Raw genomic sequence first — 21,846 nt, forward strand, 5'->3', positions numbered from 1 at the left:
ATGACTAATATTCAATTAAAGAGATAATCGGCACGTCCGGTAAATGTGTACGCCCTTGTAAATCCCGTAGCTCGATAATAAACCCAAATCCTACTAGTTCGCAGCCAATTTTCTGCACCAATTTAGCTGTGGCACTCGCTGTCCCACCTGTGGCAATCAAGTCGTCGACAATCAAAACTCGGCTACCTTGGTGTAAAGCGTCTTGATGCACTTCTAGGCAATCTGTACCATACTCTAGTTGATATTCAATTGAGTGAACGGCTGCTGGTAACTTCCCTTTTTTGCGGATGGGAATAAAACCAGCTCCTAATTTATAAGCTAGAGGCGAACCAAAAATGAATCCTCTCGACTCCATACCAATGACATAATCAACTGTTATTCCAGCTTCATTGCATTTTTGTGCTAAAAAGTCAATAGTGTAGCGCAGTCCCTCTGGGTCGCGCAGTAACGTAGTAATATCCCGAAATAAAATTCCGGGTTTCGGGAAATCTGGAATGTTACGAACGAGAGACTTTAAATCCATAAAATAGGGATTAGGGAATGGGGCATGGGGCATGGGGCATAGGGCATGGAGAGTGGGGAAGTGAGGGAGCAAGGGAAGCAGGGGAAGAAGAACTATTGATTATTGACAAATGCCCAATGTTCAATGCCCCTCAAGAATACTGAGTTCCGAGTTTCGAGTGCTGAGTGAGGGGGAGGGGAGAATAACTCTTAACTTTTAACTCAACACTCAGCACAAGCTAAACGCCCCGCTATCGCTAACAGCACTTAGCACTCAACACTGTTTTGCCCAATGCCCAATGCCCAATTTCAGATACCTGAAAAATCGTACACTATAATGTCATACGCTGGGGGTCAAGTGGGGATAAAGGCTGAAGCTTCGCTCTTCATTGACGATAATTAGAATCTAAACCAAGCTATAAAAGGTATTTCACTAAGAAATGAGGTGAATTTAGTTATGTTTTAAAATTTTGATTTCAATATAGGGAAAACTTTGAGTAGAAAGAGTTAGGTAATGTATATATCAGGTAGTCATGCTACTGCCACAAGTCTAAGGCTTAAGTCTTGGCTACCGATCTTAAATTTGTTTTATCTAGTCTGTTGGAACCGCACAAGGTATTTATAGAATGAATGTTTCAGCAAGTTTAACGCCGTTCAACAGTCCAACCCAAGACTCACTGCCGATGATTCTGGACACTTTACCAGATCCTGCGATCGCTTCCAAAACGTGTCCTCGGAGAACCAGGCTGCAAATTGACCTGATTTTACTGGCAATTGAAGCTTTAGAACTTGGTGGTTCGGAAGCAATCCTGGCTTTTGCTCAAGAGTTGGATCTTAAAGGAATTGTTAAAGACAGGGTGAATTTATGGCGGATGCGTAGCTCTAACCCGCTACGAAGAGCGCACATACGCCGTCCCTTAACTATTATGGAAGCAAAAGCTTTGGTGGTCATTGCTTGCTATATAGCACGGCGTTTAACTGTTGTCATCCGTCAGTTATTAATGATATGTCAACAAATGGAAGAAAAACAGATTCCATTAGAACAGAATTTGCGGCTATCTAATTATTTAGAGCGGTTTAGAGCACATTTTAAAAGCCGGATGAATGCTCGACGTTCTGGTGTACTCGCATTAACTTCTGATGAAAAATTAGATGCGCTAGCAATAAATTTGTTAGGACAATTACTATTTTGTACTGGTACTGCTGGAATGCAGCGGTTCTGGATTAGTCTTTTTGACGGTGAAGTAGAATGAATATTCAACGTAAGTACAGTCTACCTAATTGTACTCTTCTTTTAGAAGGGTTAAGTGATGTCACTAGGGCTGCACAGTTTCAGGAAATGCGCCCAGAATTATCAATATTGGTAAATGCAGAATGCTATTTATCTGGTTACAATCAACCTTTAACGGGAGGGCGAGAATTTTTTGAAAGTTTGGTGAGGGCTGTTAGTGGTTATGCTCAAGAATTTCTGAGTACTGTACCCAATCCGCAAGCACACAACCAGGAATCGGAGCTAGTAGAGTTTCAAAAAATTGACGGCAACCGCCACAGGTTAATCATACATTCAGAGAATGCTCCAGAGGGGTTTGATCGCTCTAATAATTCTAAACGTCCGCCGATTGAAATAGATTTGAATACGGTACAGTTGTTTGATTTAGTAGAAGCAGTAGATCAGTTTTTTGCTGATACTCAGACTTTACCAGAATTATCTCTAGAACTACAACCAGTTACTAGACGCTATGGCGGTGCTAGTCAGGCTGTAATCAGGCAGGCTGTTCCTGCTGCCATAGGAGTATCAAGTTTAGCAGTAGCAGCGATCGCATTTAACTTGATTCCACCCCCCCAAATTCGTCCACCGCAGCCTAAGCCAGATGAACAATCTAGCTCTACAACAAACAACCTTAATCCTCCAGCATCAGCAGCTGCAACACCCATCGCAGCTGCAACACCGACGACACCACCCACAGCCGATCAAAAGCCAGTAGTTAAAGATTTAGAAGCACTTTTAAATACAGTTCCAGAAATTACCGATCCATCCCAGTTGCGTGCATTGAATCGTCAAGTGTATAACCAAGTTCATCCAGCTTGGACTAAGCGTTCAGGATTGCAACAGGATTTGATCTATCGTTTGGGTGTAGCTGCGGATGGAGCGATCGTTGGTTATAAAGCGGTGAATAAAGAGGCCAATCAAGAAGTCGGACAAACTCCTCTGCCTAACCTACTTTATAATCCTGCTAACCGCGCTCCCATTTCTAATGAACCAATCGCCCAATTCCGAATAGTGTTTACTACAAATGGTGTGCTGCAAGTTAGCCCTTGGCGAGGATATGCTAAGACACCAGAGGTAGTCGGTGCTAAAATTACTGACTCTAATATCACTAAAGGTTTAAATCAAAAGCTTTATAATACAGTTCGTCAAACCTGGAGTGGCACCCCCACCTTTACGCGAGATTTAAAATATCGGGTAGCAGTAAACAAAGATGGTGTCATTGCTGACTACGAACCACTCAATCAAGTCGCATTTGATTATTTCCGAGAAACACCTCTTCCTAAGATGTTTAACGACATCTATGGTTCTAATGTAGCTCCTCCCAATGACAAAGAACCTCTAGCCCACTTTCAAGTGATATTCAAGCCTAATGGCAAACTTGAAGTCACTCCTTGGAAGGGATATCAGTAATTGGGTATGGGGCATGCCCAATGCCCAATGCCCAATTACCTTGTAATTCTCCGCATATAATTTCCCCATAATTGAGCTGCTTGAGCGCTGCTACCAGATGTCGGGGAATTATTGTCGTTTCCCAGCCAAACGCCAGTTACAAGTCGCTGACTGGGGATAAAACCAATAAACCACAAGTCAACGTTTTTATCAGTCGTGCCTGTTTTACCAGCTTCCCCTAGTCCAATGGCAGCACTACGACCAGTACCTCTTGCGATTACACCGCGCATCAAACTAGTCATTTCATCGGCGACATTAGTTGTTAACACTCGTTTGTTGGCACCTGGATCTTGGTCGAAGGAGTAGATTACCCGACAGGTTTTGATATCATTGCGATCGCTGCAATCACCACTGTCTAAAATTCGGCTGATGGCATGGGGAGGATTCGACACACCGCGATTGCCAATAGCACCAAAAGCACCAGTCATTTCCAAAACATTAACTACACTTTGACCCAGTACCAAGCCGGGAACTGGATCTAGGTTTGATTTTATTCCCAAACGCTGCGCCATTGCCACAACTTTATCCAGCCCAACTTGTCTGGCAACTCGCAAGGCGATGGGATTTTCTGAAAGCGCCAGTCCGGTGGCAATATCTAAACTAGTGTCAGCACCAGCACGACAGGGTTTATAAGTAAAGCCTTGCCAAGTTAAAGGCGCGCAGGAATAACTGTTGGATGGCGAAATTCCCTGTTGAATAGCGGCGGTGTAAGCAAAGATTTTGAAGGTGGAACCTGGTTGTCTTTTGGCTTGAACAGCACGATTGAACTGACTTTTTTTGTAATCAGTCCCGCCTACCATTGCCAATATACTGCCCGTACTAGAGTCAAGAGTGACTAGCGCCCCTTGAGAAAAATTAAAAGTTCTACCAGAGTTGTTCACCGAATTATTCAACGCTGCTTCTGCTTGTCTCTGTATGGTTGGATCGAGCTTGGTTTCAATGATATAGTTTCCCTCTCTTGCAGCTCCCTCCCCCAAAATTGATTCGAGTTCAGAGAAGACGTAACTGTAAAAATAAGGTGCGATCGTTTTAGCTTGCTGTTCGCAGACTTTAGGACTAATTTGGACAGTGGAGCGTCTAGCTCGGTTCGCATCCTCTGCTTTAATTTTGCCCATCTCCAACAACCGCTTAATCACACGATTCCGGTATTCAGCCGCTTCTAGTTTATTGGGCCCATCCCCACAAAAATCGAAGGCGTTGGGTGCTGGTAAAATTCCTACCAATGTTGCTGCTTCTGCCAAAGTTAATTCTTTAGCCGACTTTTCAAAGTAATATCGGGCTGCATCCTCAAAGCCAGAGGTATCTCCTCCCAAAAAAACCCGATTTAAGTACATCAGCAAAATATCATCTTTGCTGTAAAATGTTTCGAGTTTTAGGGCGACAACTGCCTCCCGCAATTTCCGACCAAGGGTATCCTGTCTGCCTACATACTCGCGGAACAAACTGCGGGCAACTTGCTGGGTGACAGTGCTGGCTCCTTGTTGCACATCTCCGGTGCGGCTATTAATCAACACAGCTCGTAAAATCCCCAGAGGATCGACCCCAAAGTGCCAGTAGTAACGACTATCTTCTGAAGCCACTACCGCAGCAGGCAAATAAGGGCCAAATTCCTCTAATCGCTTCATGTCTACATGAGAGATTGTCCGAGGTTCTCTCAGAGGAGTGGCTCCATCACGGGCGTAAACAACTACTGGGGCGCGTGTTGCTGTTGGTAAAGGTTTGACTGAAAATTTTAGCCATTCGACGCCAATAACTAACGTTAACAGCGCACTGACACCACCAACTCCATAAGCTGTCCAACTTGCAGCTTTGACATACCATTCTGGTGGATCGACATATTGCAACCGTACAGAAGCGGCTAGTTCTGGGGGTCCCAGAGTCAGAATATCGCCGTGACGCAGTTCTAGAGAACTAACACGACGTTTGCCACGATAAATGCCATTGGTGGAGTTTTCGTCTTTGATCGTGAAAACTGGTGTGCGCTGACTAGAATTCCGCGATAATGAGAGGTGAATTTGGCTGACAACAGGGTTACGGATAACGATATCGCTGGATTTCGAGCTACGACCGAGAATATAGCGATCGCCCAACAGTGGATATACTTCTGCTTTATCCGCCCCCGCATCCTGCACCCAAAGTTCTGGTACTTTGGCATTAGGCTTGAGCGCCAATTTTGAAAAATCGACCCTAGCTTGAATCGTATGTACTGCTTGAGTCAGTTGACCTAGTAACGTTTGTGGCTTGTGAGGGGGTTGGGGAGAACTCATCGGCTATTCACATCACAGTTTTTAATAAAGAATCGGGCGAATTACAATCAATTTTAGATGTTAGTCTTTCATCATTTTACTCATAAGCCAAAGCATAAATTAGCTATACGTAACTTTTTGAGCTAATTTATACTTTAATTTATGTTAAAGCTAAAGTAATGTTGTAACTTTAATCACTTTTTTATATAGACAAATATTTCTGTATATTATTTTCAAAAGCTTATATAAGCTAGTATAAATAGTTCAAGAACTACAGATATACTTTTTATTTGTGTCTTTTGAAACACTAGTTGTCAATAAATAACTGATTTAATTTTTACCAATTTTACATATCCACATATTCTGAAACAAACCTAAATATCTTCATTTAGGAGGATTTTCTAAATCTTGGTTATCTGCTTTAATGGGGCGAGTGTTCTGTTGAGGTTAATTTGAGAAATGATGGGAAAATCTCTGAGCTTGATTGGTACAGCTTTATCTTTGGCACTTACCACTAATATTGCTGTAGCCGAATCCAGTAAATCCCCCATAGCCCAATCTAGTACCGACTCCACTAGTGCACCAGCGGAAATCAAGCTGTCACCAGAAGGTAAGAAAATTCTGTGCGAGAATTTTCCACTTAATTCACGTTGTCCCGGCGGCACAGCACTCACCCCTAGCGCTCCTGGTAGTACTACAGTACCAGCAGAAACAACACCAGCAGAAACAACAACGCCTGATAGCACCACCACTCCTGACAGCACAACTGCACCAGGAAGCACTCCTTCTGGATCTGGTACTCCCGAAACCACTCCAGCACCAGGAAGCACAACCCCATCGGCACCTGACGCACCTAGCAACTTAACTCCACCACCAGGAAGCGTTACTCCAACCACTCCTGAAGGCGCACCTAGCAACTTAACTCCACCAGGAAGCTCAACCACTCCTGAAGGCGCACCTAGCAACTTAACTCCACCATCAGGAAGCCCAAACACTCCTGAAAGCGCACCTACTACTCCTGGCAGCACTACCGAACCAGGTAGCTCAACTACACCAGAACAACCTGGCACTCCTGGCACTCCTGGCAGCAGCCTCGAACCCGGTAGCTCTCCCAGTACTCCTGGCTCTAGTTCACCAAAAACTCCTACCACAGGTAACTAAATTTAAAGCTGGGGCATAATCTAAATAATGGTTTGCCATCAGCGATCGTCGGTGCATCTTTCGCGATCTCTTGCATCAGTTTGGATAACTGGTGTTAAGTGACAAATAAAAATTGATAAAAACCTTATAAGTAAAGTCTTCGCATATAAGACTGAGCAAGGGTTTCACTAAGTCAATAGCCTGGGATTAATCATCCCAGGCTTAATAGTTTAATGGGATCTGCCAGTTGAAGTCGGTGTTTTTTGGAAGGAAGCAATTAACAGGAAAACAATACCGATACTAATAAATGAATCTGCCACATTAAATACAGCAAAGTTAATCAGGCGAAAATCAAGAAAATCAACGACGTAGCCTAAAACAAAACGATCGATACCGTTGCCCATAGCTCCACCTAAAATCAAGCCATAGCCTAACTGATCCCACAAATTTAATGTTGGACCAATTAACGCCAATGCTATCAACACTAAACTCACTCCTAAAGATAGCCAGCGCAACCACTCTACTTTCCCACTCAACAGACTAAAAGCCGCACCAGTATTAGTGACATACGTAAAGTGAAAGATACCTGGTAAGAGTGGTAGTGTCTGTCCCAAGCTAAAGCTTTGTACTACCCAGTACTTTGTTATTTGGTCTAAGAAAAAAGCAATGAAAGCAGCGATCCAGAAAAGACGATTTTTTAAATGCATGGCGAATTAGTCATTGGTCGTTGGTCGTTGGTCATTAGTCATTGGTCATTGGTCATGAGCTTTTGACAAATGACAAAGGACGAAAGGCAATGAACTAATAAAACATTAAGTGACGCAATATATATGCTATTACACTAACTGCACAGACCACGGTTAGTTGACCTGGTAGTGCAAACCAGGAATATCTAAGGATTGCTTGTATCAAGGTTAGATTTTCTGTGCCTTTCCACTGAAAAAAATAGCTAATAATTAAATAAGTAATACCGCATAGGTGGAGAGTTAATAAGCCACAGACACAACTAAAGGCAAGAGTTTCTAGTCGAGGTCTGGCTTTAAAAGCAACTAAGCCACAAATCCAAGCTCCAGGAATAAAACCTAGTAGATAGCCAAACTGAGACAGCTTGACATAACCAATACCGCCACCATCGGCAAATACTGGTAATAAGGTTAACCCCATGACTAAATAGGCAATTTGCGAGAGCGCACCCGCATTTTTGCCTCCTAAACAACCCACCAACAATACTGCGCCAATTTGAAAAGTGACACCTAAAGAAAAAGTCTGAATTCCGTGCTGACTCCAAGTCCAAGGAAAGGTGATGCCATAAACTTCTAAGAAGGTACCACCCATTGTCAGGAGTAAGCCAATCATAGACCATAGTAATTGATTGGAAGCAGCAAACATTTATCAGGCAACCAAGGAAAAGCAAAAGGGAAAATCAACAGCAACTAGTATATTCATTAATATTGAAATGAAATTTGTGCTGACATCTTAAGAACTAGCATATTTTCTTTTGCCTTTTTGGTATGTAATTTTTCAGTTCTACGAATTTCAGCTTAAATGTCTATTGTCTAATTTTATTAACTGAGGCCTGTTCTGAATTCTGGTATTTGACCGAAAATACAGTAAAATCTACATTATTGAGCTTGGTATTTATACTATTTTTTCAGATAATTGCCTAAATTGAGCTACAAAGTGCTTAATATTTATAGTGCTTATCAGTTGAGTCTAATACAGACCTAACAAGAACAGCCACTTCCCAAGGAAGTGAAATAAGATTCATAGCCTTTATCCTTTTAGGAGAGGTAGAAGTGTATTGGATACAAAGCAAAAGCGCTATTCCATACTAAAATTTTTTCACAACTGAGCCAAAGAATTTACTCTAATAATAAAGTTTTGTAAATGCGTATGAGCTACTTAATCCAGTGCTAGATATAACTTGGACGTTAAGTAAGAGTATAAAAATTATCAAGCAAAACTAAAAATAAGGGTTTGTTCTTCATCAAAAAAAAACAAGCATTTTTTGTTCTATTAACCTATTGTTAATCTTTATTGCTGTCCTTTAGGAGTATCTTAGAAACGCTCACCTGAAAAGTTACTAAAAAATTGATAGCGATGCTCTCACGTCTTAGTGCAATAAAAACTCATCGCCTCACAGGTTCAATTTCAGTGTTAGCACTGACAATCAGCCTAGCAGCTTGTGGCGGACAGCAAACACCAGATGGTACAGCCACCAAAGATACGCCTTCTGGCACTGCTACAGATACTACTGCTTCTAGCCCAGCTAAATTAGACCTTGGCGGAACCGTAAAGTTAAGCGGGGCTGGTGCGTCTTTTCCGGCACCACTGTACGATACCTGGTTCACAGATTTAAACAAAAAATATCCCAATCTGCAAGTTGACTATGCATCAGTTGGTAGCGGTTCTGGAGTTGAACAATTTATCAAAGGCACTGTAGACTTTGGTGCCAGCGATGTCGCAATGAAGGATGAAGAAATCCAAAAAGTACCAGCAGATAGAGGTGTTATTTTACTACCTGTGACTGCTGGTAGCATCGTGTTAGCTTACAACTTGCCTGATGTTCCAGAACTCAAGCTCCCACGAGCCGTTTACGCCGATATTCTACTAGGCAAAATCACGTCTTGGGATGATGCCCAAATTGCCAAGGCTAACCCAGGTGCAAAGCTTCCAAAAGAGTCAATCACAGTTGTTTATCGTTCAGATGGTAGCGGAACTACGGGTGTGTTCACAAAACACCTCAGCGCTATCAGCCCTGAGTGGAAGAATAAAGTTGGTGAAGGCAAAACCGTCAACTGGCCTAAGGGAGTAGGTGCTAAAGGTAACGAGGGTGTTACTGCCCAAATCCAACAAACTCAAGGTTCCATTGGTTATGTCGAGTATGGCTATGCCAAACAAAATAGTCTCAAGTTTGCTGCTTTGGAAAATAAAGGCGGTAAGTTTGTTGTAGCTAGTGAAGAGTCAGCTTCTAAAACTCTCGAATCAGTAGCTCTACCGGCAAATCTCCGCTCCTTCATTTCCGATCCCGACGGGGCTGATTCCTATCCTATCGTCACTTACACCTGGATTTTGGCTTACAAGAAATATCCCAATGCAGCAAAAGCCAAGGCGATTGAAGCTGCGATCGAATACGCTTTAACTGATGGACAGAAGCAAGCTAGTGCATTAGGATATGTTCCTTTACCCTCAAATGTGATTACAAAGGTAGCTGCTGCTGCTGACCAAATCAGTCCAGAGTACAAAATTTCTGTTGCCAGTGGTAATAGCGCTAGCAAGTAAGCAAGCAATAAAACATGCCTATCCAGTAGTAACTTTGGATACGGAGTTACTATTGTATAAGTCAGTTTAAATAGATGATGAGGCAGCAATTTTACTAATCTGGTTGCCTCCCATATTTTTCTCTGATTTTATTCTGAAAGTCGGTATTCATGACTACAAATTCTCAAAATCTGTCATCAGCGATGAAAAATCGCTCTGACGCCGAAAAATCCCTAGATTTGGGTTTTATTTGGCTGACTAAAATTTTCGCTTTTGGGGTTGCTGGTACTTTATTATGGATTGGGTCGCAGGTTGCAATTGCCTCTTGGCCTGCTATCCAAAAGTTTGGTGCTGGCTTTCTAGTCAACACCACTTGGAACCCGGTTAATGATAGCTATGGGGTGCTACCCCAAATTTATGGAACTCTCGTGAGTTCTTTTATTGGTCTGCTGATAGCAGTGCCAATTGGGGTTGGTACTGCAATTGTACTGAGCGAGGATTTTTTACCTGCAAAAGTGAAGCTAGTACTGGTTTTTGCGGTAGAACTGCTCGCAGCTATTCCCAGCGTTGTCTATGGCGTGTGGGGTATTTTCGTTTTGGTGCCAATATTAACCAGCTTGGGAAAATGGCTCAATGGTTACTTTAGCTGGCTGCCATTTTTTAGCACTTCTCCTACAGGGCCAGGAATGTTACCGGCGGGAGTCATCTTAGCGATTATGACTTTGCCCATCATCACAGCTTTATCCCGCGATGCCTTGATTTCTGTACCCCCCAGCTTGCGCCAAGCCTCTATCGGACTAGGAGCAACCCGCTGGGAAACGATTTTGCAAGTTCTTATCCCAGCAGCCTTTTCGGGCATAGTTAGTGCTGTGATGTTGGGACTTGGCCGCGCAATGGGAGAAACAATGGCTGTAACGATGTTAATTGGCAATTCCAACAACATCAGTCTTTCTCTTTTAGCACCAGCCAATACGATTTCTTCTCTACTAGCAAATCAATTTTCAGAAGCGAGTGGTTTGCAAGTTGCGGCTTTAATGTACGCGGCTTTAATTCTATTTTTTTTGACACTGGTAGTCAATATTCTGGCAGAGTTGATCGTTCTGAGAGTCAAGCGAATATAGCTTAGTTTTGGGTTAAATTATGACTTCTAATTTTCCAGAGCGCAGTTTAACTCGCTCCGCCATGTCTCAAAGGACACTGTTTAATACAGTGATGACCGTAGTCGCATTTACCTGCGGAGTATTGGCACTTTTACCTTTGCTAGCAGTCCTTTCTTACGTGATTATTAAAGGCTTTAGCAGTCTGAATTTAGCCGTGTTTGTTGAACTGCCACCCAAAGCCCTCCAAAAAGGAGGAGGCTTTGGTAATGCAATTTTAGGCACGCTGCTGATGGTAGGAATTGCTGCCTTGATTAGTATCCCCTTTGGAGTTTTAGGGGCGATTTACATCACAGAATTTAGTTCGGCAAGAGTAGCTAGATGGGTGCGTTTTGCAGCTAACGTCCTTAGTGGAGTCCCTTCAATTATTGCTGGGGTATTTGCCTATGGGATTGTAGTTTTGACAATGGTAAAGTTGAATTTAGGATCGTATTCAGCTCTGGCTGGAGGGTTTGCACTGGCAATTTTGATGTTGCCAATTATTCTGCGAACTACTGATGAAGCGTTACAGTTAGTATCGCAAGATTTGCGACAAGCTTCTGTAGGGTTGGGAGCGACTAACTTTCAAACTGTAAGTCAAGTAGTCTTACCAGCAGCTTTACCAGCTATTGTAACTGGGGCAACGCTAGCGATCGCCAGAGCATCTGGAGAAACCGCACCTTTGCTATTTACTGCTCTATTTTCTAACTTTTGGCCAGATGGTTTATTCCAACCAACAGCTTCTCTGGCTGTCTTGGTTTACAAATATGCCATTTCTCCGTTTAAAAATTGGCAATCTCTAGCTTGGGCAGCATCTTTAATTTTGGTATTGATGGTTCTAATCACAAGTATCATCGCTCGTTGGGCAACTCGCAAAAAAGCCTAGTAAAACCATCCACAGTGCATATCCCATCGCTTAAACTAACACTAAATTTATTTTATGCCTACCAATACTAGGACAGTGAATGACACTGAAACCGTTTTACGCACTGAAAATCTCAACGTTTACTATGGCAAGTTTTTAGCCTTACAGAATATTTGGCTAGATATACCGAAAAATCAGGTGACTGCTTTTATCGGCCCTTCTGGTTGTGGTAAAAGTACGTTGTTGCGATGCTATAACCGTCTCAATGACCTAATTGAATCATTTCGGGCAGAAGGTAAAATACTTTTTTACGATAAAAATTTGTATGCATCCGACATCGATCCTGTAGAAGTGCGTCGGAGAATTGGGATGGTGTTTCAAAGACCAAACCCATTTCCCAAATCAATTTATGACAATATTACTTTTGGAGCCAAAATCAACGGCTATAAAGGTAATTTAGATGAATTAGTAGAAAGCAGTCTTAGAAAAGCAGCTTTGTGGGATGAAGTCAAAGATAAACTACAGCAAAGTGGCTCGTCTTTATCTGGTGGACAACAACAACGATTATGTATTGCTCGTGCGATCGCAGTACAACCTGAAATTATCCTGATGGATGAACCTTGCTCCGCTCTTGACCCCATTTCCACCTTGCGTGTTGAAGAACTGATTCACGAACTTAAAGAGCAATATACTATTGTCATTGTCACCCATAACATGCAGCAAGCAGCGCGTGTTTCTGATAAGACAGCCTTTTTTAATGTTCGGACTTCAGAAACAGGAACCCGTAATGGCTATATGGTAGAGTATGATGCAACAGAAGTGATTTTCAACAATCCTCAGCAGGAAGATACCAGAGATTACGTCAGCGGCAAATTTGGATAAATATTTATTTCACATTACATTGTAGATATTAAAGCAATGAGGGATATTCGGAAATTAAAGTTGTGCGATATTCCTCTATGTTTTTTATTTGAAGGAATTTTTTCTCCCTAACAAACTTCATCTCCATGTTGTCCGATGTCTATTACTTGGTGCGCTCAAAAACTGACGGGAATTATCTTATAGCTCGTCCTGATGCTGAAACATCGGGTTATTTATTGCTGTTTCAAGAAAACTTTGACGCTCTTAGCTATCTCAACACCCACGCAGCAGAAGTGGCAAATCGCTTTGCGGTGGAATCTATTGCGCGTACACAGTTGGGGAACTTGCTCAAACGCTGGGGTTTTAGCGGTGTGGGCATTGTAACTGACCCGTTATTGCCCAAAATTGAGTTTTTACAGCACAATTAACTAATTTGTAATTCGTAATTCGTAATTCGTAATTCGTAATTTTATATTAATTAAATAGTTGTGCGATCGCACAAGTAAAATTAGGTAATATTGGTGAACTCAATTCATCACCATTGAATAACGTAGCAACTAACTTTAAACTCGCTTGTTCGCGTCGATATACTTCCACCTGTTGCTTACGCCAATCTACAATCCAATATTCTCTGACACCTCGTGATGAGTAGAGCTTAAGTTTTAGTTCTCTGTCCCGTTTTTCATTTTCAATACCAGCAGATAGTACCTCTACAACCAGTTCTGGCGCACCAATTAAATGCCCTGCCTCGTCTAAAATTAGAGGTAATCTCTCGTTGCTAGCCCAGACAACATCGGGAATAACATTATCATTATCGCCAAAAATTATTCCTGGAGCAGGTACGACCTGTCCCAAAGAAGTAGCTTGTGACCAAATATGCAATGGAGTAATAATTCTGACACACGTTTTTTGATGATTCCAGTGGGGCGCTCTGGTCACAAATAATTCTCCGTCGATAATTTCATAACGATTCCCGTTATCTGGAAACAACTCTAAGTCGGCGGTAGTCCAGCGCACTTTCTCAGATATCGGCTGGTTCATAAATTATCTCGGTTAGGGGATTTACCTATTTTAGCCTAGGTGGAAATGGGATATTAGTTAGGAGTAAAGCCGGGAGTCAATCTAAAATCTAAAATCTAAATTCCAAAAATATTGGGTGGAGCGCTCGCTCCACCCAACCTAAAATAATCTAATCATTAACTACTAATTCGCTACCTCAGCCACCTCAATGACTCGCCCTTCATAGTCCTTGACCAAAAAGTTCAGGGGTTTGTGGTTACGAATCTTTAATTTCAAACCGCGCATTTCGACTCGCATTAAAATCATTTCCAGGCAGTCGTGGTCAAAACAAACGTGGCGTTGCTGATTTTTGCTACCTAAACTTGCACCAGTAATGACGTGTAGCTGGGTATTTTTCTTCAATTGATACCACAGCCCATCGTTGGCATTATTCATCATTTTGCTAGACAAGCTCGGCCCAGTAGACATATATAACGGATCGATGCCAGTTGCGCCTATAGTTTGTTCGTAGTTGTAGTAGTAGTGCAATGGCACCTCTGCTGCTGGCAAATCTAGCAGTCCTTCATACAACTGTCGGGCAATTTCCAAATCTGACACCATTACTGTGTGTACTTTTGGGGCACTGGTGAGAAACATCCACATAGCACCAGCGTAAGCTGCTAGCAGCATCACCATAATGCCTTGGGTGGAGAACAGGCTATCTAAGGGCAGGGAAGGCAGAAAGGAGCCTAAAGTAAGGGGACTGAGCAGGAACGATACCACGCTAACTTCTATAACCATGAACAAATAAGGATTCTTTAAGAGAGTTGATTTTATGATTGTCGATTAAGACTAAAATTAAGTCCTTGTTTTTAGTTTATCAATACTCAACTAGTCTGAGTCTTATCTACAAACTGAGCAACACCAAGATATTATGCGATTAACTAGGGGAGTGCAATTCCCAAAACTATTTTAACAATTATCAACTCCAAGACTTGTGCAAATTCCTCATTTTCCCGAAGCTAATCACCCACTGGTGAAGTCGCTGTTCCATCACAGCGACCATGAACTACTAACTCTGTTTCAGCGCTATCCAGATGCCGGAAAGTACTTTACGGTGATTTTTTGCCGCTATAGCCCCATAGTCTACACCTTAATTCGGCATTCGGCGCGATCGCCTGTGCAGGCAGATTATCTGTTTGCTCTTACCTGGCGACATATTTATTACGAACTCGGTGGACTCAAGTTAACTGACTCTGAATCAGGTGAGGAAGCCTTGACTATGCAGAATTGGTTAATTAATATGACAGCTTTCTGTATAAATGAGATTAAACTACCACCCACAGAAGCAATTCATTATTCTTTACAAGCAACTTCACCGCCGCTATGGTGCTATGTACAACAGGCGTTAGACCAACTACCGCCAGTTTTACGATTAATTGTATTAATGGCTCAAACTTTCCACTGGAGTGAAACTAGAATCGCTGCTTATCTACAAGCTGAAGGAGAAGCGATCGCTCCTAACGAAGTAGCCAATTTTCTCCAAGAAGGCTATCGTATGCTAGAGGACAAATTGCCCACAGATATCCGCTCTATATACTTTGGAGAAGATTTAGCTCAATCAGAACTTAAGTAAAAATGCGTATATTACTTGTCTTCAATTTTAAAACTTAAAACTTTTTCTTAGACCTTCTACTTAAACCCGCAACTTTACGGGTAATTTTTATGAAACAACGGCTTGTATTTCCCTGCCAAAAGGTAGGCTTAATTTGTGTAGGTGCGATTTCTTCTCCCCAGGTACTTTTACACAGCTTTTTACTGTTTGCTTTTTTGCTGAGTCCTGTAGCGGGTGCGGTTGATATTTCCGAACAACTCCATCGCCCTTTAAATGATTCCGTTGGGCGACAATCAAGAGATGAAGCAGACGGTTTGCTGCGTATTGGTCAACAAGAATACGCTTCAGGACATGCCGACAAAACAATTGCGTCTTGTTTGCGAGCATTAGAACTATATCATTCCATTGGCGACCTGAAAGCACAAGGTGTGACGTACAATTTGCTTGCTAAGGCTTATGTGCAGCTTGGTAGTTCAAAAGAGGCAGAAGATGCTTTCAGAAGAGGATTAGCGATTGCTCGTGATATTAAAGACTTTCAATCTCAGATTTTTGTGCTGAATAATATTGGTACATTTCTGCTGCAAAAAGGCGAATTTGCTGCTGCTGGTAAAACAGTTGAAGATGCACTCACAATTGCTCACGGTGTCAAAAATATTGAAGGTGAAGGACTGTCTTTGAGTAATTTGGGCTTGGTAAGTGCCAGGTTGGGAGATTATAACAAGGCGATTAAACTATATGAAAACGCTTTAATTTTCCGCCGTCAGACTGGCGATGCTATCGGTGAAGCAAATACCTTGAATAATTTAGGAGATGCTTATTTAGCATCTGGAAATTATCAAGATACCATTGCTACTTATGGTGAAGCAATGCAGACAGCTAAAACCAACCGCGATCGGCCTAATCAATTACGGGCAATTGACGGTTTAGTTACGGCTCACACTGCTGTAGGACGTTACGAACGCGCCTTTGACTTACTAGAGCAGCGTTTAGGACTCGCGAAAGAATTGCAAAATTTACGCGAAGAATTAAAATCTTTTGAATCTTATGCCCAGTTATATAAGCAACAAGGTAACTACCTAACTGCCCGCAATTTTTACGAAAGGGCAATTATACTGGCGCAGACATTGCAAGATAGCAGGCAAGAAGTGCAATTGCGGGATCAATTAACTAAAATGCTTCAGCGAAAGTAGCAGTAAGACACCGAAAATCTTTTGCATTATTCAAAGTAGGGGTAATTCATGAATTGCCCCTACAGTTTTGTATAAGTTAATCCACGCCTTAGCCTTACTAATTCAAGAACACTGAACCGTTTCGTTCAATTCTCATAGCACTTCTGCCCTGTGTTGCATTGGTGGCTTCCTTAAATGTAACTTCCAAGCTTCCTGGCTCTGAAGAACCTTGTGGAGTCACTATTAACTGTCCGCCATCTTGTCGTTCAAATGTTACTGTTACTGGTGCTTTTAAAGCTTGCAGCGTTACATCTGACTTACCTTCTAGCGATCGCGGTGCCGTATCACCAATCACTTGGAAAGTTATCTTAGCCGCAGTATTATTCACCAACCTGATATTAACCATACCATTAGTGAGTGCGATCGTCGCACTGGGGGTTTGCCGTGGTTCTACCAGTGGTTGTTGGTCATTGGAAACCGCAGGTGGTGAAGGCTGTTGAGTTCGATCGCCAGGAATTGGGCGTGGTGGTACGGGAGACACTTGCCCTTCAGCCGGAGGAATTGGGCGTGGTGGTACGGGAGACACTTGCCCCTCAGCCGGAGGAACTGGGCGAGGTGGTGTGACACCTGATTCCGGCGATCCGGGAGCTTGAGAGCGGTTGTAGGGTGGTTCGCTAAAAATGCTAGGACTTGGGTTAACCTTAACAGTAGATTCTTGTGCTAATGCTTGAGGAATTGCTGGCAGACTAATTAGCAACCCCCCACAAAGAGCGCCAAATAACTTGCCAGACTTGCGGAAATTTTGAGACTTCATATTTGTTCTTAACTCCTAAAAAAAAGTTCAATTTTTGTTACAAAGAATTTCTCCAACCGGAAATTAAATTAGGTTTTATCGGTCGTTGAGTATATTTAAGTTTTTAACAAACTACTCGATTTATCGCATCTAGCTAAGGATACGAAAATTATCTAAAAAAAATGAAAATATTTCATTCTCAAGATTTAAAGTCTTAATCATTGTCATTAAGCACTTTGTGTAATAGTCTAATTCAATATACTGCTAAAAAATAAATTTTCGCGCTAATAACTAAGGTCAATTTGAATAAATTAAAATTTTACATCTATCACAAGAAATAAAAATTTATTAGCAAATTAATACTCAAAAGTTATTGGCAAAGTGATAGTAAAGGTAGTGCCAATGCCTTGGGTACTTTCAACTTGAATATAACCGTGATGATGTTCGACAATAGCTTGAGCGATCGCTAATCCCAATCCTGAACCTGTAGCGCTGGCTGTGGCTGTATTCCCCGCCCTATGAGTACGTGCCGGATCTACTCGATAGAAGCGGTCAAATAAGCGTGGTAGGGCTTCGGCTGGAATTCCAACTCCGGTATCACTCACTTTAACTTGTAACTGGGCACTGGTGTTACGTAGTCCAGAAACACGATTTATTCCTTCTATCCGCGCCAATTCCACTTTCACTCGTCCACCTGCTGGAGTGTAATGCAAAGCGTTAGCAATTAAATTTGTGAATAGCCGCACCAATTGATCCCAATTACCTACAAGAGTAAACCAATTCTCCAGTAATTCGGGGCTAGTTTCAGAGATAGGAGGGTCAACTAAGTCTAGAGAAAGGGCGATTTCTTTCTCAGGGATTAACAATTGTTGTTCTTCAACCACCTCTATTAGCAAAGCGTCCAACGGACAAGGTGAAAAAGTATCTTTGCTAATACCACTATCCTGTCGTGCTAGGAAGAGTAAGTCATTGACTAACTTACCCAAACGCTGCGTTAACCGTTCCACCACCTTTAACTGTTGTCGATATTGCAAAGAAGTAGTCGTTTCTGTCTCTGCTAAATCCAAGTCAGCAAGCGCAACTTGGACATTAGTTTGAATCAAAGTAATCGGACTTCTCAGTTCGTGGGAAGCATCAGCAGTGAATTGTTTAAGACGTTGATAAGATTCACCCACCGGTTCCATCGCTTTACCCGAAAGAAACCAACCACTTGCACCTACAGAAAGCACCATTAACCCAATACCTAATGCCAAATCAAAAATTAACTGGCGACTAGGTTTAGTAACTTCAAACCAAGGATGACTAACGCGCAGATATCCTAATACTTGTCGTTTCACTTCTACACGTTGGGTGACTTGTCGTAATAAGAGTGGAGAGTTAGGAATTTTAAATTTTGAATTTTCACTCTCTGCTTTGACTACGCGTACAGTTTCACCAGTGCGATTGACACGAATGGGAATATTTAGGGGTTCAGATAGCGTTGACCAAAGTAATTTACCAGTTGGACTAAACCATTCTAAATCAATGTGGTCATCTTCTACAGCGTCGGTATTATTACCAAAACTGGCTTCTACATTAATGCGAAATTTATCTGCATCAGTATTAATTGGCTCAAATATTAGTGTAGATGCACAACCACTGCTTGTGAGACAACGCTCTACTATTTCCACTACATGGTTAAGTGTGTCATCAATCCGCTCAATCAGTGTAGTACGGAAGTATAAATAAACGCCACTGGCAAACAGTAGCAGTAATACAGCAGTGACCGCAGTGTACCAAATTGCAAGACGGCGGCGAGTAGCTTGAAACATCTTTTCACCTACTTTTTTTGACTAAATATTATCAGATTACGTGTTAAGAATAATTATAAATGGCTTTTTATTATCAACATTATTTAAAAAGAATACTGTTTAAATTCTTGGCGATCGCATCCAATTTTAACGCTCAAAAAAATATTACTTTGTCTGCAAAAATAATATCAATATAACTTTGATTACATTAGCTGAGAGGTTACATAAAAAATTTAATCTTTGTATGTGATGAGTTTCTACGCGTTTTATGCAACAAAAGATAAGGGCTTTTAAAACCTAGTCTCTAGCCAGAAGTTATATCAATTTTAAAAAAGAATGCGACAAATAGACCATTTGTAGAGACGCGATTCATCGCGTCTTTACCCAAGGATGTTAGGAACGAGCATCTAAAGAAGCGTTATTACAAATTACAAATGATAAGCTGCCCTTGCTTTAATTTGCACAACTAGGGCGGGCAAGATGCCCACCTCACAAGAGATTTATTTTTTTGGAAGATGCAAATTAAAAGATTTTTAGCTTATTAAACCTCTACCAAAACGGCCTCGCGCAGCTTGTCAATCACATCACTCAGATTACCTGTATTCAGACGGTAACTCAGAGGATGAGCAATCAATCGCGCCGTGCTTTCATACAGACTAGCAATTTCAATCAAACCATTTTCGCGTAAAGTCCGCCCTGTAGAAACCAAATCTACAATCGCTTCTGACATTCCAGTAATTGGGCCTAGCTCTACTGAACCATACAATGGCACTATTTCTACAGGTAAATCCAGACTATGGAAATATTCACGAGCGCAATTGACATATTTTGAAGCAACTCTACCATGCGGTGGTAAATCTAAAGGCGATCGGTAAGCACTTGATTCTTTTACCGCCACTGACATCCGACAATGACCAAACTGCAAATCTACCAAGTGAGCAACTTGCGGCTGCTTCTCCCGCAGCACATCATAACCAACAACCCCTAGTTGTGCTTGACCATATTCCACATAAACGGGCACATCTTGCGCCCGTACCAGTAAAGCTTTTGCAACTCCTTTAGTATCAGGAATTTGAAGTTGGCGAGTTCCTGAATCTAAAAAAGCACTAAAATCTAATCCGACAGCTTGTAGCAAGCGGATGCTATTTTTAAGTAGTTCCCCTTTTGGCAATGCAACAGTCAGCATTTTTGTTATTGGTATCCTTAGCGTCTTGGCAGTTGAATAATATTGAGAATATCTCTATATGCTTACCACAAGCAGCATGAGAATTTTATTAGTTGATGATGAAGTTGAACTAACTCAACCTTTGAGCCGCTTGTTAACTCGTGAAGGTTATGCCGTAGATGCCGTTTATGATGGGACATCTGGCAGCGAACTTGCACGGGCAGGCAGTTATGACCTACTTATTTTAGATTGGATGCTGCCAGGAAAAACGGGGTTAGAGATTTGTCAGGAATTGCGCCGCCAAAGCAAAACCACTCCCGTATTGTTCCTTACGGCTAAAGATACTCTTGATGACCGCGTACAAGGTTTAGATGCTGGTGCGGACGACTATTTGGTTAAACCTTTTGAACTGCGGGAGTTATTAGCAAGAGTCCGTGCTTTATTGCGTCGTTCCGGTACTCAAACTTATGAGACTAGCACCGGACGACTTACTGTTGCTGATTTAGAACTCGATTGTGAAAATCAAGTAGCCTATCGCCAAGGACGAATAATTGAGCTATCGCAAAAGGAAAGCCAGTTGTTGCAATACTTTATGGAACACACTGGACAACTTTTAACTCATGCCCAGATTATGCAAAATTTGTGGCAAGAAGAAGAACCTAGTAGTAATGTGATAGCGGCATTAATTCGTTTGCTGCGCCGTAAGATTGAGGTAGGTAAAGAAACTGCGCTGATTCACACAGTCTACGGCAAAGGCTATCGTTTTGGTGCTTCCTCAGTGGAGTCAGTTTAGCGGCTGTTTCGACTCACAAAGATTTGGTTAATTGTTTAGGAGAATCATTGATATTTCTCAGTCTTTGCAACTTTAATTCCTGTCGAAGTTTGTTGTCGAGGGATAAATCTACAGGCATCATAATTTGTGAAATTCCCTTCCAGATACGAAGCCGATTATTCGCACCCATATCTTTTTTACTAAACCCAAGAAAAATTTCGGAATCTTCCATAAGGGTTGACGGAAAACGACAACATCAGCATTTGCCACAAATAGATAAGTGTTGGTAACGAACGCATAAGTGTCGTTACTAACGAATAAGCATTGGTAACAAAATCGGTTGTGTTGGTAACGAACGTATAAGTGTCGTTACTAACGGATAAGCATTGGTAACAAAACAGGTTGCGTTGCTAATAAACGGACAAGCTGTGGTAGAAATAACAACTTTATTCCTAACCACACCTCCATACAGGATTACCAATGTTTGCAATGATTTTCTCTATTTCGGCTTAGTCAACAGTATAGTGGCGATCGCATTCACAACAGCCATCAGCGTCTCAAGTTTCAGAAATGCACTACAAACTTATACCATTTCTTTGTGAGGCTGCGCCAAACCCTTTTAACTTCTTTCTTTCTTTACTTTGTGTCCTTGGCGTCCTTCTCTGACGAGATGCTGCGCGAATGCGGTTTGTTTCTCTTTCTTCTGTCTTGTACTTAAATATGGTTTAGCGCATCTTCATACAAAATTGGTGTTACAGCAGTTATCATTGAATTTAACGACATTGTAAACCTGTTATAATCAACAATTTTTAGC

The 21,846-nt window shown here is 41.8% G+C and carries 22 protein-coding genes; 11 read left to right on the forward strand and 11 right to left on the reverse strand.

Features of this window, described 5'->3' with window-relative positions; genetic code table 11:
- Window positions 1-4 precede the first annotated feature (4 nt).
- Window positions 5-523, reverse strand: a complete 519-nt coding sequence (locus RMZ95_RS29790) for an adenine phosphoribosyltransferase (protein ID WP_322683960.1) — start codon at window positions 521-523, stop codon at window positions 5-7.
- Between the two features lie 604 nt (window positions 524-1,127).
- Between RMZ95_RS29790 and RMZ95_RS29795 the strand changes: the two genes are divergently transcribed.
- Together RMZ95_RS29795 and RMZ95_RS29800 are read left to right on the forward strand one after the other, a co-directional pair.
- Window positions 1,128-1,754 (forward strand): DUF3038 domain-containing protein, encoded by a 627-nt coding sequence (locus RMZ95_RS29795; protein WP_322675299.1) that lies wholly within the window; start codon window positions 1,128-1,130, stop codon window positions 1,752-1,754.
- Window positions 1,751-3,181 (forward strand): DUF4335 domain-containing protein, encoded by a 1,431-nt coding sequence (locus tag RMZ95_RS29800; protein WP_322675298.1) that lies wholly within the window; start codon window positions 1,751-1,753, stop codon window positions 3,179-3,181. The genes RMZ95_RS29795 and RMZ95_RS29800 overlap by 4 nt, the downstream gene beginning before the upstream one ends.
- Before the next feature lie 35 nt (window positions 3,182-3,216).
- Here RMZ95_RS29800 and RMZ95_RS29805 read toward each other — a convergent pair whose 3' ends face one another.
- The 4 genes from RMZ95_RS29805 to RMZ95_RS29820 all read right to left on the reverse strand — a co-directional run bounded on the left by RMZ95_RS29805 (window position 3,217) and on the right by RMZ95_RS29820 (window position 7,995).
- Window positions 3,217-5,487, reverse strand: coding sequence for a transglycosylase domain-containing protein (locus RMZ95_RS29805; protein WP_322683959.1), 2,271 nt, complete (start codon window positions 5,485-5,487; stop codon window positions 3,217-3,219).
- Between the two features lie 380 nt (window positions 5,488-5,867).
- Window positions 5,868-6,617, reverse strand: coding sequence for a hypothetical protein (locus RMZ95_RS29810; RefSeq protein ID WP_322675296.1), 750 nt, complete (start codon window positions 6,615-6,617; stop codon window positions 5,868-5,870).
- Window positions 6,618-6,836: 219 nt separating this feature from the next.
- A complete protein-coding gene (gene lspA, locus RMZ95_RS29815) occupies window positions 6,837-7,313 on the reverse strand; it encodes a signal peptidase II (RefSeq protein ID WP_322675295.1) in 477 nt (158 codons plus the stop codon).
- A 94-nt stretch (window positions 7,314-7,407) separates the two neighbouring features.
- Complete coding sequence (locus tag RMZ95_RS29820) at window positions 7,408-7,995, reverse strand: biotin transporter BioY (protein WP_322675294.1); 588 nt, start codon at window positions 7,993-7,995, stop codon at window positions 7,408-7,410.
- A gap of 711 nt (window positions 7,996-8,706) precedes the next feature.
- Here RMZ95_RS29820 and pstS point away from each other — a divergent pair.
- From pstS to RMZ95_RS29845, 5 genes are all read left to right on the forward strand, one after another.
- Complete coding sequence (gene pstS, locus RMZ95_RS29825; RefSeq protein ID WP_322683958.1) at window positions 8,707-9,888, forward strand: phosphate ABC transporter substrate-binding protein PstS; 1,182 nt, start codon at window positions 8,707-8,709, stop codon at window positions 9,886-9,888.
- A 149-nt stretch (window positions 9,889-10,037) separates the two neighbouring features.
- A complete protein-coding gene (pstC, locus tag RMZ95_RS29830) occupies window positions 10,038-10,988 on the forward strand; it encodes a phosphate ABC transporter permease subunit PstC (RefSeq protein WP_322675292.1) in 951 nt (316 codons plus the stop codon).
- Window positions 10,989-11,007: 19 nt separating this feature from the next.
- Window positions 11,008-11,889: a phosphate ABC transporter permease PstA gene (pstA, locus tag RMZ95_RS29835; protein WP_322675291.1), complete on the forward strand. Its 882-nt coding sequence runs from the start codon at window positions 11,008-11,010 to the stop codon at window positions 11,887-11,889.
- A gap of 54 nt (window positions 11,890-11,943) precedes the next feature.
- Entirely contained in the window at window positions 11,944-12,750 is an 807-nt protein-coding gene (pstB, locus tag RMZ95_RS29840) for a phosphate ABC transporter ATP-binding protein PstB (protein ID WP_322675290.1), read from the forward strand.
- A 125-nt stretch (window positions 12,751-12,875) separates the two neighbouring features.
- Window positions 12,876-13,157, forward strand: coding sequence for a hypothetical protein (locus RMZ95_RS29845; RefSeq protein WP_289795754.1), 282 nt, complete (start codon window positions 12,876-12,878; stop codon window positions 13,155-13,157).
- Between the two features lie 46 nt (window positions 13,158-13,203).
- On the opposite strand, the gene RMZ95_RS29850 is transcribed toward RMZ95_RS29845, so the two are convergent.
- Together RMZ95_RS29850 and RMZ95_RS29855 are read right to left on the reverse strand one after the other, a co-directional pair.
- Window positions 13,204-13,770 (reverse strand): Uma2 family endonuclease, encoded by a 567-nt coding sequence (locus RMZ95_RS29850; protein WP_322683957.1) that lies wholly within the window; start codon window positions 13,768-13,770, stop codon window positions 13,204-13,206.
- Between the two features lie 162 nt (window positions 13,771-13,932).
- Window positions 13,933-14,529 (reverse strand): glyoxalase-like domain protein, encoded by a 597-nt coding sequence (locus RMZ95_RS29855; protein WP_322666999.1) that lies wholly within the window; start codon window positions 14,527-14,529, stop codon window positions 13,933-13,935.
- A 196-nt stretch (window positions 14,530-14,725) separates the two neighbouring features.
- Between RMZ95_RS29855 and RMZ95_RS29860 the strand changes: the two genes are divergently transcribed.
- Window positions 14,726-15,364, forward strand: a complete 639-nt coding sequence (locus RMZ95_RS29860; RefSeq protein WP_322683956.1) for a sigma-70 family RNA polymerase sigma factor — start codon at window positions 14,726-14,728, stop codon at window positions 15,362-15,364.
- 89 nt (window positions 15,365-15,453) lie between these two features.
- Complete coding sequence (locus RMZ95_RS29865; protein WP_322683955.1) at window positions 15,454-16,533, forward strand: tetratricopeptide repeat protein; 1,080 nt, start codon at window positions 15,454-15,456, stop codon at window positions 16,531-16,533.
- A 97-nt stretch (window positions 16,534-16,630) separates the two neighbouring features.
- Here RMZ95_RS29865 and RMZ95_RS29870 read toward each other — a convergent pair whose 3' ends face one another.
- The 3 genes from RMZ95_RS29870 to hisG all read right to left on the reverse strand — a co-directional run bounded on the left by RMZ95_RS29870 (window position 16,631) and on the right by hisG (window position 20,281).
- Window positions 16,631-17,326, reverse strand: coding sequence for a hypothetical protein (locus RMZ95_RS29870; RefSeq protein WP_322675285.1), 696 nt, complete (start codon window positions 17,324-17,326; stop codon window positions 16,631-16,633).
- A 335-nt stretch (window positions 17,327-17,661) separates the two neighbouring features.
- Window positions 17,662-19,116, reverse strand: coding sequence for a sensor histidine kinase (locus tag RMZ95_RS29875; RefSeq protein ID WP_322683954.1), 1,455 nt, complete (start codon window positions 19,114-19,116; stop codon window positions 17,662-17,664).
- 520 nt (window positions 19,117-19,636) lie between these two features.
- Window positions 19,637-20,281: an ATP phosphoribosyltransferase gene (gene hisG / locus RMZ95_RS29880; protein ID WP_322675283.1), complete on the reverse strand. Its 645-nt coding sequence runs from the start codon at window positions 20,279-20,281 to the stop codon at window positions 19,637-19,639.
- A 76-nt stretch (window positions 20,282-20,357) separates the two neighbouring features.
- On the opposite strand from hisG, the gene rppA reads away from it, so the two are divergent.
- Window positions 20,358-21,053, forward strand: coding sequence for a two-component system response regulator RppA (gene rppA, locus RMZ95_RS29885; RefSeq protein ID WP_322683986.1), 696 nt, complete (start codon window positions 20,358-20,360; stop codon window positions 21,051-21,053).
- 13 nt (window positions 21,054-21,066) lie between these two features.
- On the opposite strand, the gene RMZ95_RS29890 is transcribed toward rppA, so the two are convergent.
- Window positions 21,067-21,264 (reverse strand): hypothetical protein, encoded by a 198-nt coding sequence (locus tag RMZ95_RS29890; RefSeq protein WP_322683953.1) that lies wholly within the window; start codon window positions 21,262-21,264, stop codon window positions 21,067-21,069.
- A 154-nt stretch (window positions 21,265-21,418) separates the two neighbouring features.
- Here RMZ95_RS29890 and RMZ95_RS29895 point away from each other — a divergent pair, with 154 nt between their 5' ends.
- Complete coding sequence (locus RMZ95_RS29895) at window positions 21,419-21,634, forward strand: hypothetical protein (RefSeq protein ID WP_322683952.1); 216 nt, start codon at window positions 21,419-21,421, stop codon at window positions 21,632-21,634.
- Window positions 21,635-21,846: the final 212 nt, after the last annotated feature.

Origin of the sequence: Nostoc sp. DedQUE07, assembly GCF_034530975.2 — a bacterium.
In the GTDB taxonomy this organism is placed as follows: Bacteria; Cyanobacteriota; Cyanobacteriia; order Cyanobacteriales; family Nostocaceae; genus Nostoc.

What these genes read in the sequence shown, in the direction of transcription:
- RMZ95_RS29790 (WP_322683960.1), bottom strand. Translation starts at nt 523, where the DNA reads ATGGATTTAAAGTCTCTCGTTCGTAACATTCCAGATTTCCCGAAACCC.
- RMZ95_RS29795 (WP_322675299.1), top strand. Translation starts at nt 1,128, where the DNA reads ATGAATGTTTCAGCAAGTTTAACGCCGTTCAACAGTCCAACCCAAGAC.
- RMZ95_RS29800 (WP_322675298.1), top strand. Translation starts at nt 1,751, where the DNA reads ATGAATATTCAACGTAAGTACAGTCTACCTAATTGTACTCTTCTTTTA.
- RMZ95_RS29805 (WP_322683959.1), bottom strand. Translation starts at nt 5,487, where the DNA reads ATGAGTTCTCCCCAACCCCCTCACAAGCCACAAACGTTACTAGGTCAA.
- lspA (WP_322675295.1), bottom strand. Translation starts at nt 7,313, where the DNA reads ATGCATTTAAAAAATCGTCTTTTCTGGATCGCTGCTTTCATTGCTTTT.
- RMZ95_RS29820 (WP_322675294.1), bottom strand. Translation starts at nt 7,995, where the DNA reads ATGTTTGCTGCTTCCAATCAATTACTATGGTCTATGATTGGCTTACTC.
- pstS (WP_322683958.1), top strand. Translation starts at nt 8,707, where the DNA reads ATGCTCTCACGTCTTAGTGCAATAAAAACTCATCGCCTCACAGGTTCA.
- pstC (WP_322675292.1), top strand. Translation starts at nt 10,038, where the DNA reads ATGACTACAAATTCTCAAAATCTGTCATCAGCGATGAAAAATCGCTCT.
- pstA (WP_322675291.1), top strand. Translation starts at nt 11,008, where the DNA reads ATGACTTCTAATTTTCCAGAGCGCAGTTTAACTCGCTCCGCCATGTCT.
- pstB (WP_322675290.1), top strand. Translation starts at nt 11,944, where the DNA reads ATGCCTACCAATACTAGGACAGTGAATGACACTGAAACCGTTTTACGC.
- RMZ95_RS29845 (WP_289795754.1), top strand. Translation starts at nt 12,876, where the DNA reads ATGTTGTCCGATGTCTATTACTTGGTGCGCTCAAAAACTGACGGGAAT.
- RMZ95_RS29850 (WP_322683957.1), bottom strand. Translation starts at nt 13,770, where the DNA reads ATGAACCAGCCGATATCTGAGAAAGTGCGCTGGACTACCGCCGACTTA.
- RMZ95_RS29855 (WP_322666999.1), bottom strand. Translation starts at nt 14,529, where the DNA reads ATGGTTATAGAAGTTAGCGTGGTATCGTTCCTGCTCAGTCCCCTTACT.
- RMZ95_RS29865 (WP_322683955.1), top strand. Translation starts at nt 15,454, where the DNA reads ATGAAACAACGGCTTGTATTTCCCTGCCAAAAGGTAGGCTTAATTTGT.
- RMZ95_RS29870 (WP_322675285.1), bottom strand. Translation starts at nt 17,326, where the DNA reads ATGAAGTCTCAAAATTTCCGCAAGTCTGGCAAGTTATTTGGCGCTCTT.
- RMZ95_RS29875 (WP_322683954.1), bottom strand. Translation starts at nt 19,116, where the DNA reads ATGTTTCAAGCTACTCGCCGCCGTCTTGCAATTTGGTACACTGCGGTC.
- hisG (WP_322675283.1), bottom strand. Translation starts at nt 20,281, where the DNA reads ATGCTGACTGTTGCATTGCCAAAAGGGGAACTACTTAAAAATAGCATC.
- rppA (WP_322683986.1), top strand. Translation starts at nt 20,358, where the DNA reads ATGAGAATTTTATTAGTTGATGATGAAGTTGAACTAACTCAACCTTTG.
- RMZ95_RS29890 (WP_322683953.1), bottom strand. Translation starts at nt 21,264, where the DNA reads ATGGAAGATTCCGAAATTTTTCTTGGGTTTAGTAAAAAAGATATGGGT.